At 36.4% G+C, this 15,275-nt stretch carries 13 protein-coding genes; 8 read left to right on the top strand and 5 right to left on the bottom strand.

Translation table 11 applies throughout. The annotated features are described in order from the left end of the window. Nucleotides 1-137: 137 nt before the first annotated feature. Nucleotides 138-1,715, top strand: a complete 1,578-nt coding sequence (locus Q8X41_RS08530) for a putative bifunctional diguanylate cyclase/phosphodiesterase (RefSeq protein ID WP_397539803.1) — start codon at nucleotides 138-140, stop codon at nucleotides 1,713-1,715. 44 nt (nucleotides 1,716-1,759) lie between these two features. Here the strand turns inward: Q8X41_RS08530 and Q8X41_RS08525 are convergent, their stop codons facing one another. The 3 genes from Q8X41_RS08525 to Q8X41_RS08515 form a co-directional block, all read right to left on the bottom strand. Further along, a complete protein-coding gene (locus Q8X41_RS08525) occupies nucleotides 1,760-2,338 on the bottom strand; it encodes a Fic/DOC family protein (protein WP_397539802.1) in 579 nt (192 codons plus the stop codon). After that, on the bottom strand, nucleotides 2,325-2,498 hold the full coding sequence (locus Q8X41_RS08520) for a Zn-dependent hydrolase (RefSeq protein WP_397539801.1): 174 nt from the start codon (nucleotides 2,496-2,498) through the stop codon (nucleotides 2,325-2,327). Before Q8X41_RS08520 ends, Q8X41_RS08525 begins: the two co-directional genes overlap by 14 nt. Nucleotides 2,499-2,665: 167 nt before the next feature. Continuing rightward, a complete protein-coding gene (locus Q8X41_RS08515; RefSeq protein WP_397539800.1) occupies nucleotides 2,666-3,295 on the bottom strand; it encodes a DUF2238 domain-containing protein in 630 nt (209 codons plus the stop codon). A gap of 327 nt (nucleotides 3,296-3,622) precedes the next feature. Here Q8X41_RS08515 and Q8X41_RS08510 point away from each other — a divergent pair, with 327 nt between their 5' ends. From Q8X41_RS08510 to Q8X41_RS08485, 6 genes are all read left to right on the top strand, one after another. Then, complete coding sequence (locus Q8X41_RS08510; RefSeq protein ID WP_397539799.1) at nucleotides 3,623-4,084, top strand: hypothetical protein; 462 nt, start codon at nucleotides 3,623-3,625, stop codon at nucleotides 4,082-4,084. 15 nt (nucleotides 4,085-4,099) lie between these two features. Further along, nucleotides 4,100-4,546, top strand: coding sequence for an OsmC family protein (locus tag Q8X41_RS08505; RefSeq protein ID WP_397539798.1), 447 nt, complete (start codon nucleotides 4,100-4,102; stop codon nucleotides 4,544-4,546). Nucleotides 4,547-4,809: 263 nt separating this feature from the next. Beyond that, nucleotides 4,810-6,477, top strand: coding sequence for a urocanate hydratase (gene hutU / locus Q8X41_RS08500; RefSeq protein WP_397539797.1), 1,668 nt, complete (start codon nucleotides 4,810-4,812; stop codon nucleotides 6,475-6,477). A gap of 3 nt (nucleotides 6,478-6,480) precedes the next feature. Beyond that, nucleotides 6,481-7,743 (top strand): imidazolonepropionase, encoded by a 1,263-nt coding sequence (hutI, locus tag Q8X41_RS08495; protein WP_397539796.1) that lies wholly within the window; start codon nucleotides 6,481-6,483, stop codon nucleotides 7,741-7,743. Between the two features lie 496 nt (nucleotides 7,744-8,239). Beyond that, the gene (gene hutH, locus Q8X41_RS08490; RefSeq protein ID WP_397539795.1) at nucleotides 8,240-9,718 is read left to right on the top strand and encodes a histidine ammonia-lyase; all 1,479 of its coding nucleotides are present in this window, start codon (nucleotides 8,240-8,242) and stop codon (nucleotides 9,716-9,718) included. 195 nt (nucleotides 9,719-9,913) lie between these two features. After that, nucleotides 9,914-10,756, top strand: coding sequence for a 5'-3' exonuclease H3TH domain-containing protein (locus Q8X41_RS08485; protein WP_397540230.1), 843 nt, complete (start codon nucleotides 9,914-9,916; stop codon nucleotides 10,754-10,756). Here Q8X41_RS08485 and Q8X41_RS08480 read toward each other — a convergent pair. Continuing rightward, on the bottom strand, nucleotides 10,745-11,266 hold the full coding sequence (locus Q8X41_RS08480) for a C39 family peptidase (protein ID WP_397539794.1): 522 nt from the start codon (nucleotides 11,264-11,266) through the stop codon (nucleotides 10,745-10,747). The genes Q8X41_RS08485 and Q8X41_RS08480 overlap by 12 nt on opposite strands. 1,020 nt (nucleotides 11,267-12,286) lie before the next feature. Continuing rightward, nucleotides 12,287-12,604: a thioredoxin family protein gene (locus Q8X41_RS08475; protein WP_397539793.1), complete on the bottom strand. Its 318-nt coding sequence runs from the start codon at nucleotides 12,602-12,604 to the stop codon at nucleotides 12,287-12,289. A 266-nt stretch (nucleotides 12,605-12,870) separates the two neighbouring features. On the opposite strand from Q8X41_RS08475, the gene Q8X41_RS08470 reads away from it, so the two are divergent. Further along, nucleotides 12,871-15,258 carry a 3-hydroxyacyl-CoA dehydrogenase/enoyl-CoA hydratase family protein gene (locus Q8X41_RS08470; RefSeq protein ID WP_397539792.1) on the top strand — a complete coding sequence of 796 codons (2,388 nt, stop codon included), beginning with the start codon at nucleotides 12,871-12,873 and terminating at the stop codon, nucleotides 15,256-15,258. Nucleotides 15,259-15,275 lie beyond the last annotated feature (17 nt).

The raw sequence follows: 15,275 nt of genomic DNA, 5'->3' as shown, positions 1-15,275 counted from the left end.
AAAATACTACACAAAAAATTATTATTGCCTCTCTATAAGATTAAATATATATAACAGAGAAGATATTTAATTGATGCTAATTGCTTATTATCATTTTTGTTACCATGTATTTAGTATTATAAGGTGGGGTTATAATAATGGGGAAAAGTGATAGTGATTTTTACTTATTTAAAGGTCAATTTTTATATGTCAGTTTTAGTTTGATTTTAATCGTTTTATTTGGAATCGCTCTTTTTACTGTCAAATTAACAGCTAACCATATTGTCATTTTTTCCATTGTGCTTATCGCACAAGTAGGGTTAGCTATTTATTTTAAGTTTCTTCATCAAGATATTGTGAAGAGACTTGTGGATACAGAAAAAAATCTTTTAGATTCCGAAAAAGAAATGAAGTATGAAGCGTATTTTGATGATATTACGAAATTACCAAACGAACGATATTTATTAGATAAAATAAAAGAAAATTTACATGTTAATTCATTTGATAAAGCGGTATTAGTCTTTGAAATTGATAGATTAGCCACTATTAAGGCTTCACTCGGCTCTCTTTATTCGGATCGCCTATTGAGCATGGTTGCTCAGAGGTTACAAAATCAATTATCCAGTCAATTTATCATTGGAAAGTTAAGAAATGATCAGTTTGTTATATTAATCGATCATTATCAAAATCACGATGATGTTTTAAATTTTTGTAAGCAGCTTCAGAAAATGATGGAAACACCATTTGAAATTCAGTACTCTTCATTGAATTATAGTTTAAATATTGGTATTTCATTTTATCCGAAAGATGCAGAGTCAGAAAATGAATTAATTAATTTTGCTCAAATTGCGATATATGAAGCAAGAAATACGCCAGATCATATTTCATTTTATGAAACATCCATGTCTGATGTACGAACAGCAAAAGTAACATTAGAGAATGATCTATATAACGCACTAAAAAATAACGAGTTATTTTTAGAATATCAACCTCAAGTCGATTCGGTTACAGGCGAAGTCATTTCAATGGAAGCGTTAGTTAGATGGCAGCATCCTAAACGAGGACTAATCTCCCCAGGTGAATTTATACCTGTTGCTGAAGAGTCGGGGTTGATTAATCCAATCGGAGAATGGGTTCTTGAAACAGCGTGTTATCAAACAAAAAAACTACAAGTTCAATTAGGTAAACCAATCCAGATTGCTGTCAACTTATCTTTATGTCAGCTATTTCAAGAGAATTTTGTCCAAACGGTGCAACAGATACTTGAAAAAACAGAATTGGCGCCACAATCATTACAATTGGAATTAACGGAAAGCATGACGATGAATACGGCTCACCTTATTCCGATTCTTCATGATTTAAAATCACTAGGTATTACATTAGCAGTTGACGATTTTGGGACAGGTTATTCTTCATTATCTTATTTGGGGGATTTACCGATAGATTGTTTGAAAATCGACTGCTCATTTGTAAGGAAAATTCAACAAAGTACAAGTAGTGAACCATTAGTAGATATGATTATTTCGATGGCAAAACATTTGAAATTAAATGTGGTTGCAGAAGGTGTAGAGGAAGTAACGCAATTAAATTACCTCATGAAAAAAGAGTGTGATTTTATCCAGGGTTATTTAATTAGTAAGCCAATATCTTTTGAACAAATATCCAATAACCTTTGTAATTTACAACATAAAGTAAGAGAAATGATTACTATCTCTCAATTTAATAATACACAATAAAAAAAGGATTTGAATCAGCAAAATGCTGCTCATTCAAATCCTTTTTATTTTGTGAATATAATGGTTTTTAAAAACAGCTCTTCTAACAGAGCATTGTTCGTCACAGCGTGAATCATTGCTTTGAGATAAAATTCTCGATCTATGTGATCATAACTCCAAATTACTCCTTTCGATAATGCAAAGGCTTGTAAGAAAATCCGAATGGTTCTGCCATTGCCTTCTCGAAATGGATGCAACATATTGAGTTCAGATTTAAAGAAAGCTAGTCGTTTTGCGGCGTTATCAAGGGAATTCCATGGGGTTTCATCAATAATTTGTTGGAACAAATCCGTTGAATAAGAATGAAGGTGTTGAAACTGACAAAAGCGTGTTGTTCCCTTCATTAATTGAACATCGCGAAATTGACCTGCAAATGCATAGATATCCTGAAAAAGGTGTTTGTGAAGATCTAAAAAGGCATTTAATGTGAAATCACCAATTGTATAAGAGCCTTGTTCAATTTGTAGAGCGCGTATAGAGAAGGAAAAAGCTTCTGCTTCTTCGAGTTGATCCAAATTTTTTATTCCTAACAGATTCGTTTTTAAAAGATATTCTTCATTATCTTCAGTATTATACTTTTCCATTTTGAAGGGCTTTCTTAATAACGGATGGTGTAATATCAATCCCTGAGTTAACGAGTGAAACGGCTTTTCTCTGAAGTGAAGGATGTAAAGACATGTTTTCTAACTGTAGGTTTTTTGTGACACGTTTCAATTCCTTAGAATTCATTTGAATTTGTTTCATTGGATAACTCCCTTCTTTAACTTAATTATACTTCAAGTAAAGATTGGAATGCGAAAAAATAATCAGCAACTAACAATACATAATTCAATTGCTTGTCCACAATAATCATGTAAACAATGAAGTATCAATAATCAGAACAGCCTTATATTTTCTTAAGATGATATGTTTCATTGTTTATATTTTTTTAACATCTGATTATGCCACTTTGAAAGTAAAAGTAAGCCAACAATCGATCCGATTAAAGCCATCGTCATATCCCATTCGGAATCAAATGGATCGTTTTGAGTACCTGTAAAATCTTGAGCAAATTGTGAGCCACTAGTTATTACGCTTGTAAGCATTTCAGCAATTTCGTACAAGGCAGCAATCGCCATAATAATGCTCATGGTAAAGAAAATTAACCAAGCGCCTATCTGGATATGGGCTTTCCGTACCAATACCTCACGAATAACTATCGTAGAAAATCCTTTCATAAAATGTCCTAATCGATCATAGTCATTTCTTTTTAAACCATACTCTTCTTTTATCCAATCAAATAACGGAACCTCTGAAAAAGTATAATGAGCGCCTATAAACTCTAAAATCGATAAAATAGCGATAATCACATACGAAAGAGAAGTAAATTTAAATCGTGGATATACTGCGATAACGATAATTAACCCAACTACGATAGGACCTCCATCTGCTAACCAGTCCGAGTAGGTCTTTGGTTTAATAAGAGACCAGATTAATACAGCAAGAACAATGAATAACAAAAATAAATGAAATTTGGTATGATGCGCTTTATCTTTATACACGGCTTTCACTCCGACTAAAATATTTTGTACATTTAGTATTTGAGAAATAGCATTTTTATATTCAAATGTAATACTATTGGCTTACTGTTAAGGATTTTCCATATATAAATAAAAATAAACAGAAAATGAGATGCTTAATAATCTGGTTGTTGTTTTTAGGAGAATCATCGGGAACAATATATCAGGCTTACCGTCTTTTATGTGATCAACAATTTAGAAAATAGCATTTTTGGATGATGTTATGGCATAATTTGTTATATACATCGAGGACTGAAAAGTAGTAGTATTGCTACTTTAGATTGATAAGCACTAAGAGGTGAAAAAAAGTTGAATAAAAGAAAACGTTTATTGCAAGGGATTTTGGTCGTTTCTGTAATTGAAATCCTGTGCTTTTATTTTATAGGTAGAGATTATTTATTTGTGAATGGATTAGACGATATGATGATTTATATCGTAGTGGGAAATGTCTTCTTTTTTATTAGTTATTTCTTATTGGTGGAAAGAGGTAATTTTCGCAAGAAGTATATATTAATTACGGTTGCTTACGCTTTGTTAGTAATCGCTCCACTTGTATATAAGAGCCATGTACCAACTTTTAATATGGATGATGCTAAGCAAATTATTGAGCGTACGGAAGGCGGCAAAGTGGTAAAAGATCGTAAATTTGGAGGAACCATTGTAGATTATTCTGGACAAGAGGTATATATTATTACAATGGAAAAGAATAGAAAGCTTGAACGCTTTGCATTTGATCCAAATACAGAAAAATACTATACATTTGCCAATTAGAAAAGGGGCTTTAATATGGCTGAACATACGTTTACTTTAACTGCAACATGGCCAGGTGGTCGCAATTCTGTTGGAGAAATTGCAGCAGGACAACTTCAAACGAAGGTATCGATTCCTCCTGAAATGGACGGGCCAGGGATTGGCACAAATCCAGATGAAATGCTTCTTGGTGCAGCGGCTACTTGCTACATCATTACGCTTGCAGCAATGCTTGAACGAGCTAAATTAGAGCCAACTGAGTTGACAATGACATCAGAAGGACTTGTTGATGTAACGAATGGTGTGTTCACGTATGTGAAAATTACGCATAAACCGAGAATCGTCATTCCACATGAATATACAGAGAGAGATGAACGTCATATCGTACGACTCGCTGAGAAAGCAGAGAAAACTTGTATGATTAGTAAAGCTATTCAAGGAAATGTAGAAATGGCATTAGAAATTACAATAGATTACGAATAGAAAAGACATTTGAAATGGACCGATTACTCCTTACCCGAGTAATCGGTTTTTTTTCATGTTAAAAGGTGAACTTACTATTTTTATATAACAACAAAAAGATGGTTTATTAAAAAAATTCTAGAAAAAACAAGATTTCTCTACTTTAATGAGCTAAATAATCAGTCTATTAGCATATTATAAATTTTTCCTTTTTGTACAAAAATACTTAAAAATATCGTAAAAATATGTAATGATAAGGTCAATAAGGCAAAGGGGGTTTTGTTATGGGAATGGCAGATGAAAAGGTGATTCGCTATCGTGGTAGCGAGCTTAATACAAAGGGGTGGCTTCAAGAAGCTGCGTTAAGAATGCTGATGAATAACTTGGATAAAGAAGTGGCAGAGCATCCAGATGAGCTTGTTGTATATGGTGGAATCGGTAAAGCGGCGCGCAACTGGAATGCTTTTGACGCCATAGTTAAATCACTGAAAGAATTAGAAAATGATGAGACATTACTCGTACAATCAGGCAAACCTGTGGCAATCTTTAAGTCACATACGAATGCTCCAAGAGTTTTAATTGCAAATTCGAATATTGTTCCAGCATTTGCAAATTGGGAGACTTTCCATGAGCTCGATCAAAAAGGGCTTATGATGTATGGACAAATGACAGCAGGTAGCTGGATTTATATAGGTTCACAAGGAATTGTACAAGGAACATATGAAACGTTTGCTGAACTTGCAAAACAACATTTTGGGGGTTCACTACAAAAAACCATTACAGTAACGGCTGGCTTAGGCGGCATGGGTGGTGCTCAACCTCTAGCAGTAACGATGAATGGTGGAGTTTGTATCGCTATCGATGTGGATGAAACACGTATTGATCGACGACTAGAAACACGCTATTTAGATGTTAAAGTGTATACACTTGATGAAGCCATCGAAACGGCTGAAAAAGCAAAAGCTGAGGGAAAAGCACTTTCAATTGGCTTACTTGGGAATGCTGCAGAAATTTTGCCAGCTATGATCTCTCAAGGATATATTCCAGATGTCTTAACAGATCAAACTTCTGCACATGACCCGCTTAATGGTTATGTACCAGTAGGTTATGGGATGGAGGAAGCAAGCAAGTTACGTAAAGAAAATCCGATTGATTATGTAATAAAATCAAAAGACTCAATGAAAACGCATGTAGAGGCAATGGTTCAGATGATGGACAAAGGATCTATTACCTTTGACTATGGCAACAATATTCGCCAAGTAGCTGCGGATGAAGGCTTCAATAGAGCTTTTGATTTCCCAGGATTTGTACCAGCGTATATCCGTCCACAGTTTTGTGAAGGGAAAGGGCCATTCCGTTGGGTAGCACTTTCAGGAGACCCGCAAGATATCTATAAATTAGATGAAGTCATTTTACGCGAATTTAAAGAAAATGAACATTTATGTAATTGGATTCGTATGGCACAAGAAAAAATTGCATTTCAAGGGTTGCCTTCGCGCATTTGCTGGCTAGGATACGGCGAGCGTGCACGATTTGGAAAAATCATTAATGATATGGTTGCATCTGGTGAAATCTCAGCACCAATTGTAATTGGTCGTGATCATCTTGATTCTGGTTCAGTTGCATCACCAAATCGTGAAACTGAAGCGATGAAAGATGGCTCAGATGTTGTAGCGGATTGGCCAATATTAAATGCCATGATTAATGCAGTTGGTGGTGCAACATGGGTATCTGTTCATCATGGTGGTGGTGTTGGAATGGGCTATTCACTTCATGCTGGGATGGTTATTGTTGCAGATGGAACAAAAGAGGCAGGCGAAAGAATTGAACGTGTATTGACAACTGATCCAGGAATGGGAATTGTGCGACATGTCGATGCAGGATATGAATTAGCAGAAAAAACGGCGAAAGAAAAAGACGTTAAAATACCAATGATGAAAAAGGATGAGTAGATGATGACAAAACCAGTTTGGATTCAACATGCATCCCAACTTGCTACAATGCACATTCCACATCATGTGGGCCCACGTTCAAAAGAGGCAATGTCGGAATTAGGCCTTATCGAGGATGGAAGTGTTTGGCTAGAAAACGGTGTTATTGAAGCAGTAGGTACGACGGCAGAACTTCATAAAATATATCAAACAAGGGTCCATGAAGCAGATGTAGTGGATGCAACAGGTCATCTTGTAACGCCTGGTCTAGTCGATCCACATACTCATGTAGCGTTTGGTGGGAGCCGGGAGCGTGAATTCGAAATGCGTTTAGAAGGTGCCACTTATATGGACATTATGAACGCAGGCGGGGGTATTCACGCTACGACCAGAATGACAAGAGAAGCAACAGAAGAAGAGCTGATCGAACAAACTGCAAAGCGCCTCAATTCTTTTTTAGCACATGGCGTTACGACGGTTGAAGGAAAAAGTGGATACGGCTTAGATTTAGAAAACGAATTAAAGCAATTACGTGTAATAAAATATTTACAGCAACATCATGTAGTGGATCTTGTGCCAACTTTTATGGGAGCACATGCTGTACCTCAGGAATATAAGGGTAGAGAAGAAGAATACGTTGAATTTTTGATTGAAGAAGTATTGCCAGTAGTTGCTGACCAAAAATTAGCAAAATTTAATGATGTTTTTTGTGAAGTAGATGTGTTTACACCTGAGCAAGCGGAGCGGATTTTAGAAGCAGGGAAGAGATTAGGATTGATACCGAAAATTCACGCGGATGAGATCAAACCATATGGTGGTGCAGAACTTGCAGCAAAAGTAGGTGCTATTTCGGCAGAGCATTTATTAAAAGCATCTGATATAGGCATTGCGAAAATGGCTGAAGCTGGAGTCGTTGCATGTTTGCTTCCTGCAACCGCACTGTATCTAAGAGAAGAAGCAGCAAAAGGTCGCCAAATGATTGACCAAGGAGTTCCTGTTGCTATTTCGACAGACTGTAATCCAGGTTCATCTCCAACAACATCGATGCCGCTTGTAATGAATTTAGCTTGTATTTCGATGAGATTAACACCTGCAGAAAGTCTGTGCGCCGCAACATTTAATGCAGCATGTGCCATTCAAATGGACGATAAAATTGGTTCAATTGAAATAGGAAAACAAGCGGATATTGTGCTATGGAATGTGGAAAACTATCAAAAGCTCCAATATCTTTTTGGCGTCAATCACGTTCAAAAAGTCTGGAAAAAAGGTGTAAAGGTCATAGGATAAGCACTTTTACAAAAACTCTTATGATGATTAATCATGATTTCCATCTAAATCATTCAGAATATAGTGAATACATGAGTAAATTACCCAGGAAATCAAGAGTAGTTTCTTGATACAGTGTTATTTCGTGCTGAAATAGAGTGCTAGTTCTTTATCGCTATTTTTGATGAAGCGAATCAGTGAAAATACTTTTTGCTCAGCAGAAGATGAAAATTTGTTATGGAAATCTTGTTTAGCTATCTTTGTTGATGTGGAATTAGCGAAGACTCCTGCGGGAAAGCGAGACAGTTGAGACCCCGCAGGCAGCTAGGAGCTGCCGAGGAGACTCAACGCTCGCCCGCGGAAAGCGAAGCTAATTCCACATCAGGCTCTAGCATATTTGTACTGTGAAAATTAGAAATAAAATAGTCTTCACAAGTACAGCTAACATGGGCGTATAGATAATATCAATAAAATTTAAAAACTTTCAAAAGCAAGACTCGAAGGGAGTTAGACATCAATGATTCAATTGGATGGCAATCAATTAACGATAGCAGATATGAAAGCTATTTTATATGAAGATGAAAAAGTTGAAATTGCTGAATCAGCTCGTGCTGCAGTTGAGAAAAGTAGACTCGCAGTTGAACAAATTGTCCAGCATAAAAAGACAGTTTATGGCATTAATACAGGCTTTGGCAAATTTAGCGATGTAAAAATAGCAGGAGAAGATACTCGACTTTTACAACTCCATTTAATTCGATCACATGCATGTGGAGTTGGAGAACCTTTTAGCGAAATCATTTCAAGAGCAATGGTCGTGTTACGATTAAATGCATTATTGAAAGGGTTTTCAGGCATTCGCTTAGAGGTACTTGAGCGTTTAGCTTATATGGTTAATCACCGAATTCATCCTGTTATTCCGCAACAAGGATCACTTGGTGCATCAGGAGATCTTGCCCCTCTTTCGCATTTAGCATTAGTACTAGTTGGGGAAGGATTTGTATGGCAAGAGGGAAAATCAGCAGCTTCAACAGAAATTTGGCGTGAACATCAATTACAGCCGATTGAATTAGAAGCAAAAGAGGGATTGGCACTTATTAATGGTACTCAGGCAATGACTGCACAAGGCGTAGTTGCTTACATCGAAGCAGAGAATCTTGCATGTGATAGTGAATGGATTGCTGCTATGACAATTGAAGCATTGCGTGGTATAACGGATGCATTTCATCCTGCAGTTCATGATGCAAGAGGCTACAAAGAGCAAGTTGAAGTAGCAAAACGAATGAGAGAATGGTTAAAAGATAGTGAGTTAACAACGGAACAAGGAGAACTTCGTGTACAAGATGCGTATTCACTAAGATGTATTCCGCAAATTCATGGTGCTAGCTGGCAAGTATTGAATTATGTGAAAGAAAAACTAGAGATTGAAATGAATGCAGCAACGGATAACCCATTAATTTTTGACGATGGGGAGACTGTTATTTCTGGAGGTAACTTTCACGGACAGCCGATTGCATTTGCAATGGATTTCTTGAAAATTGGTGTGGCAGAATTAGCAAATGTTTCAGAAAGAAGAATCGAAAGATTGGTGAATCCACATTTAAATGATGGACTGCCTCCGTTTTTGAGCCCAGAACCTGGCTTACAATCAGGCGCGATGATTTTGCAATATGCGGCAGCAAGTCTTGTATCTGAAAACAAGACATTGGCACACCCTGCTTCAGTCGATTCAATTCCATCCTCAGCGAACCAGGAGGACCACGTAAGTATGGGAACGATTGGTGCTAGGCATGCTTATCAAATTGTTAAGAATTGCCGAAAGGTATTAGCGATAGAAGCGATTTGCGCTGCACAGGCAGTTGAATATAGAGGGGTTGAGTTTATGGCTCCTAAGCTAGGAGGCAAATGGCAGGATGTTCGGAATGTTGTGCCGAGTATAAAAAAAGATCGAATGTTTAGTCAAGATATTGAACGGTTGGCGGATTATTTATGTCCATAAAGAAGTTTCAACAGTTTGTCCTTCTTCGTAAGGACGGAGCATAATGAAACTAAAACTATTGATAAAAATAAAATAGAGTTAAAAAGCTCTCCTAAACTATTTTTGGTATAATATGAACCTAACAACTGATAATAGTTTACGAATGGAGAGAGTTTTATTTTGGAAAATCAACCTCATATATTACTAGTTGATGGTATGGCACTTCTTTTTCGTTCATTTTTTGCAACAGCGCCTATGCATCAATTTTTTAGAAAAGAAGATGGTACTCCTACAAATGGCGTACAAGGATTTGCTAGACATGTATTAAGTGCACAAGCTTTAATGCGACCAACACATTTAGCTGTTTGCTGGGATATGGGCGCTAATACATTTCGTAATGAGCTTTTTGATGGTTACAAAGCGAATCGACCAGCACCACCTGATGAGTTAAAGCCACAATTTGATATGGCACGAGAAGTATCTGATATGATTGGCTGGAAGAACTTTGGAACCGTTGGAATGGAAGCAGATGATACAATCGGATCCATAATCGATAAATGGAAAGATGATGCGAAGATCACTGTAGTAAGCGGTGATAAAGATTTACTTCAGTTACTCAACCCATCTACTACGATTGCTTTGACGAAAAAAGGTTATACCGAATATAACGTGTATACAGATCAACGTTTCAAAGAAGAGTATGAAATCGAACCACCGCTATTTGCAGATGTGAAAGCATTCATGGGGGATTCAAGTGATGGCTACCCAGGCGTGAAGGGGATTGGACCGAAGACAGCATTGAAGCTGATCCAATCATATGGCTCAGTTGATGGCGTGTTAGGAGCATTAGATGAGTTAAAGCCAGGTCAACGTACAAAGATTCAAGAAAATGAAGAAATGCTTAAGCTTTCTTTACAATTAGCAAGAATCAATACAGAAGTACCAATTGATGCAACCATCGATGATTGTGAGCTACCGATTTGGGATCAAGCCAAACTTGAACAACTTACAATGGATGGGTACTCACTTATTTCTCGTCATGCACGTTCATTGCTGTAAGGACTTAGGTGTAATTTTGACAAAGCTTAGTATTTTACGATTTTTGTAATAGGAAATTTCTCGAATTTGACTTTCGCGCGTACGACCACCGTTATCATGGATGATTAAGAGGATATCATCATCCTTTTTTTCAAAGCCGATAAGTGGTACCCAGTGATAGTTGAAATCCCCTCTAAAGAAAAAGTGAAGGGAGAAGTATCGATCAAATTTCATAGCAACAGGGCGACCAGCCTCAATTTCTTTTAGAGCATCATTTAGACTACAATTGCGAATCTCATAAGATGGACCTAAAATTTTTTTCATATTACGAATCATGCGATGTGAAAACAGTCCAATTCTTGTGCAACCGAGCAATTGATAGAGTTGATTGATGCTTTTTTTCTGTTTTTCTGGCTGTAGGTAATTGAGTAAAACATATGCTGTTGTGGGGCCGCATGCGGAGTTTTGATATTTTTTATTAACCGATGTTGCGTACTGAGATTGGCCTTCTACTGGTAGTAGGATTCGCATTATTGACCTCCGATTTTGTTGGATTTGGAGACGATTTACAGCTTATTTTAGAATAGATTTATTCAAAAAAGCGAACAAAGTTGATATACTCAGCTTTAATTATTTTAAAGAAATAATATGATTTAATTTGATATAGTTTTATAACACTAAAAAAATTTCCTTAACTGAATCAATTTCATAAGTCACATTTTCGGTATTTTAAATACGAACATTTCAATACATAAACTTGTCCATATTCAGATTTGAATGTTCCGCTACAGACGGCGCTTTCCACGGGCTTGGCTTCAATCTCCTCGTCACTACGTTCCTGCGGGGTTTTCAGCTCAAGCTTTTCCCGTAGGACTCTGAATAAACCTCACCGAATTACCCTCGCACGAAGGAAATGCGAATGCATTTTCGAGGACTCGCCGTCTTTCGCTCCACAATGAACAAAATTAGATATCATTAAATATTGGTATATTTTATATGAATTTTGCAATATGAAATTGATTCAACTAAATATTTGTTAATACAATGTTATTTTTTATAGGAAGTGGTATATCTAGTTTTGGAGTAACTGGGTAAATTATTCACAAGATTCTTGAGGGACTAGTTGATCTAAAGTAATCATTTCAACTTAATCTCTTTCAGGATTATTTTTATTGTAAATTATTTTCAATAAAATCAATAAATTATTTGATTACTCATGTAGTTGATTGGAGCGAAGATGGCGACTCCTGCGGGAAAGCGAGACAGGTGAGACCCCGCAGTGAAGCGCGGTACGGGCTTCCGAGGAGGCTCAACGCTCGCCCGCGGAAAGCGCCATCTGGAGCGGTATACTAAGCAAATAATGTAAATAGAGTATTATCCAAATTATTGAATTATTTATTTAGAAAGTATTAGTATTTTTCAACTAGTAAAGCACTTTTGAAACTGACTCATAAATAATTTTTTAAAAAAAGACCGTAAATAAACTCAAATTTCTTCGAGTTTGTTTACAGTCTGAGACCTACCAAAAAATTTTAGCATGCCTTTAAAAAATTACTTTTGAGCATCCAAGAAAGTTGTTACATCTTGAGGAGATTTTGCATTTGCACTGTGTAAGTGAGCAAGTTTTTCTCCATCTTTGAAAACTAACAGACTTGGAATCCCCATAACTTGATATTTGTCTGATAGCTCAGGGAAATCATCGCGATTGATTTCGTACCAAGTGAATTGATTATATTCTTCGATAATTGGATCAATGAACATATTCATGCGTGTACAGTCAGGGCACCATCCAGCAAAGAATTTTACAATTACTGGTTGTGAAGATGAAATAACTTCGTTGAAATGTTCTTCTGATAATATTGGTTTCATTTATAAATCCCTCCTATCCACATAGTCTACACGTTCTATTGGTTTAGATGCTAGTAAATTGTTTGCAAAATAATGTGGATATGGTGTGTTCCAGCATATTTCTCTATTAATATAGTTATTTTATACATTTTCTTATAAAAATTAGATTTTTTCGTTGCAGAATTTCACCAAATAGTCTAAAATTAATTCCAGATAAGGAAGTTTTATTTTTTTTAACTATAAAATGAATGAGCATTCATTCAAAAGGGGAAAGGGAGGATTTGCTCATGGCTTATCATATTAGAAAAGCAGCTGTGCTTGGTTCAGGGGTTATGGGTTCTGGCATTGCCGCACATTTAGCAAATATCGGAATACCAACTTTACTTTTAGATATCGTTCCTAAGGAGCTTTCAAAAGAAGAGGAAGCAAAGGGATTAACACTAGAAGATTCTAGTGTGAGAAATCGCTTTGCAGCTGGTGCAGTGCAAAAACTATTGAAACAAAAACCTGCTCCGTTAACGACGAAAAAAAGCTTAAATTTAATAACTGTAGGGAACTTAGAAGATGATTTAAACAAGTTAACAGACGTTGATTGGATTATTGAAGTAGTCGTTGAAAATTTAGATATTAAGAAAAACTTATATGAAAAAATTGATGCAGTTCGCAAGCCTGGAGCAATTGTAAGTTCAAACACTTCAGGAATTAGTATTAACGCAATGGCAGAAGGTCGTTCAGAAGATTTTAAAAATCATTTCTTAGGAACGCATTTCTTTAACCCACCACGTTATTTGAAGTTATTAGAAGTAATCCCAGCACAAGATACACTACCTGAAGTGGTTGCATTCATGCAACAGTTCGGTGAAAACCGTTTAGGTAAAGGGGTAGTGCTGGCAAAAGATACACCAAATTTTGTAGGTAACCGAATCGGTACTTACGGATTACTGATCACATTACAAGTGATGAAAGAAAAAGGCTATTCAGTTGGTGAAGTAGATTCTGTAACGGGTCCTCTAATCGGTAGACCTAAATCAGCTACACTTCGTACACTTGATGTAGTCGGATTAGATACATTTGTCCACGTAGCTAAAAACGTATATGACAATACGACTGGTGATGAGCAAGAGGTATTTGAAACGCCAGATTACTTGCAAAAGATGGTTGATAATGGCTGGTTAGGTGCGAAGTCAGGCCAAGGATTCTTCGTTAAAAAAGGAAAAGAAATATTCGAATTGAATTTGGATACTTTTGAATACGAACCAGTGAAAAAATTAAAAACACCATCTATTGAAATAGCAAAACAACAAAAAGGTCTAGCTGCTAAAGTGAAAACATTAACTTATGCAAAAGACCGTACTGGCGAATTACTATGGAGTATATTCGCACCAACTCTTTTGTATTCTGCACAATTACTTGGAGAAATCGCAGATGACATTGTCGCAATCGATCATGCGATGAAATGGGGATTCGGTTGGGCTCAAGGTCCATTCGAAATTTGGGATGCAATCGGTGTGAAAGAATCTGTAGAAAAAATGCAAGCGGAAGGATTAGATATCCCTTCATTTGTCACAGCTTTACTAGATAAAGGCTTTACAAGCTTTTATTCAGAAATAGATGGGGATTTAGCTTATTTTGATGGTACTGATTATAGACGTGTGGCATTCAATGAAAAAGCAATTGACCTAAAACGTTATAAGAAAAAGCATGGTGTTTTAAAAAGTAATGCTAGTGCTAGTTTAATAGACTTTGGTGATCAAGTACTGTTATTAGAATTCCATTCAAAATCAAATGCACTTGGTTTAGATATTATGCAAATTTTAAACCATGCTTTAGATTTATTGAGTAATTCTGATTATAAAGGAATGGTTATCGGTAACCAAGCTAAGAACTTTTCAGTTGGTGCGAATCTAGCAATGATTTTAATGGAAGCGCAGGATGATAATTTATTTGAATTAGATTATATCGTGAAGACATTCCAACAAGGAACGCTTCGTATCAAGTATTCGGATAAACCAATCGTAACAGCACCATTTGCAATGACACTTGGAGGTGGTGCGGAGGTTTGCTTACCATCTGCACATATTCAAGCAACAATGGAAACCTATATGGGCCTAGTAGAAGCTGGTGTAGGGTTAATACCTGGCGGCGGAGGAAACAAAGAACTTTATATAAAACATTTAAAAGGTCTTCCAAAAGGTGTAGAAATTGATTTACAAGCTGTCGCAAACAAAGTATTTGAATCTATTGCAATGGCAAAAGTTTCAACATCTGGTGAAGAAGCAAGAGAAAATAATTTCTTAGATTTTGCAGATGGAATTAGTGTTAACCCAGATCATCAGCTATATGATGCAAAACAGGCGGTATTGGCATTGGCAGAAGCAGGATACAAACCTCCTGTACGTGAAAAAGTTCCAGTTGTAGGCGAAACGGGCTATGCAATGTTATTACTAGCTGCGCAAAACTTATTACAATCTGGCTTTATTAGCGAACATGATTTGTTGATTGCGAAGAAATTGGCTTATGTCATTGCCGGGGGGAATGTTCCGTACGGCACATTAGTGGATGAACAATACCTTCTTAATCTTGAAAGAGAAGCATTCATTAGCCTTGTTGGACATCCAAAATCACAGGCAAGAATGCAACATATGCTTATGAAAGGAAAACCGTTACGTAACTAATCATTATGTAGCGACAA

It is taken from the genome of Rummeliibacillus pycnus, assembly GCF_044359855.1.
Lineage (GTDB): Bacteria > Bacillota > Bacilli > Bacillales_A > Planococcaceae > Rummeliibacillus > Rummeliibacillus pycnus_A.
This window is presented reverse-complemented; position numbering and strand designations above follow the sequence as displayed.

Bases quoted from the DNA above. Each gene is read 5' to 3' on its own strand.
- Q8X41_RS08505 (WP_397539798.1), top strand. From the start codon at position 4,100: ATGGCTGAACATACGTTTACTTTAACTGCAACATGGCCAGGTGGTCGC.
- hutH (WP_397539795.1), top strand. From the start codon at position 8,240: ATGATTCAATTGGATGGCAATCAATTAACGATAGCAGATATGAAAGCT.
- hutU (WP_397539797.1), top strand. From the start codon at position 4,810: ATGGGAATGGCAGATGAAAAGGTGATTCGCTATCGTGGTAGCGAGCTT.
- Q8X41_RS08530 (WP_397539803.1), top strand. From the start codon at position 138: ATGGGGAAAAGTGATAGTGATTTTTACTTATTTAAAGGTCAATTTTTA.
- Q8X41_RS08525 (WP_397539802.1), bottom strand. From the start codon at position 2,338: ATGGAAAAGTATAATACTGAAGATAATGAAGAATATCTTTTAAAAACG.
- Q8X41_RS08470 (WP_397539792.1), top strand. From the start codon at position 12,871: ATGGCTTATCATATTAGAAAAGCAGCTGTGCTTGGTTCAGGGGTTATG.
- Q8X41_RS08520 (WP_397539801.1), bottom strand. From the start codon at position 2,498: ATGAAACAAATTCAAATGAATTCTAAGGAATTGAAACGTGTCACAAAA.
- hutI (WP_397539796.1), top strand. From the start codon at position 6,481: ATGACAAAACCAGTTTGGATTCAACATGCATCCCAACTTGCTACAATG.
- Q8X41_RS08480 (WP_397539794.1), bottom strand. From the start codon at position 11,266: ATGCGAATCCTACTACCAGTAGAAGGCCAATCTCAGTACGCAACATCG.
- Q8X41_RS08485 (WP_397540230.1), top strand. From the start codon at position 9,914: ATGGCACTTCTTTTTCGTTCATTTTTTGCAACAGCGCCTATGCATCAA.
- Q8X41_RS08475 (WP_397539793.1), bottom strand. From the start codon at position 12,604: ATGAAACCAATATTATCAGAAGAACATTTCAACGAAGTTATTTCATCT.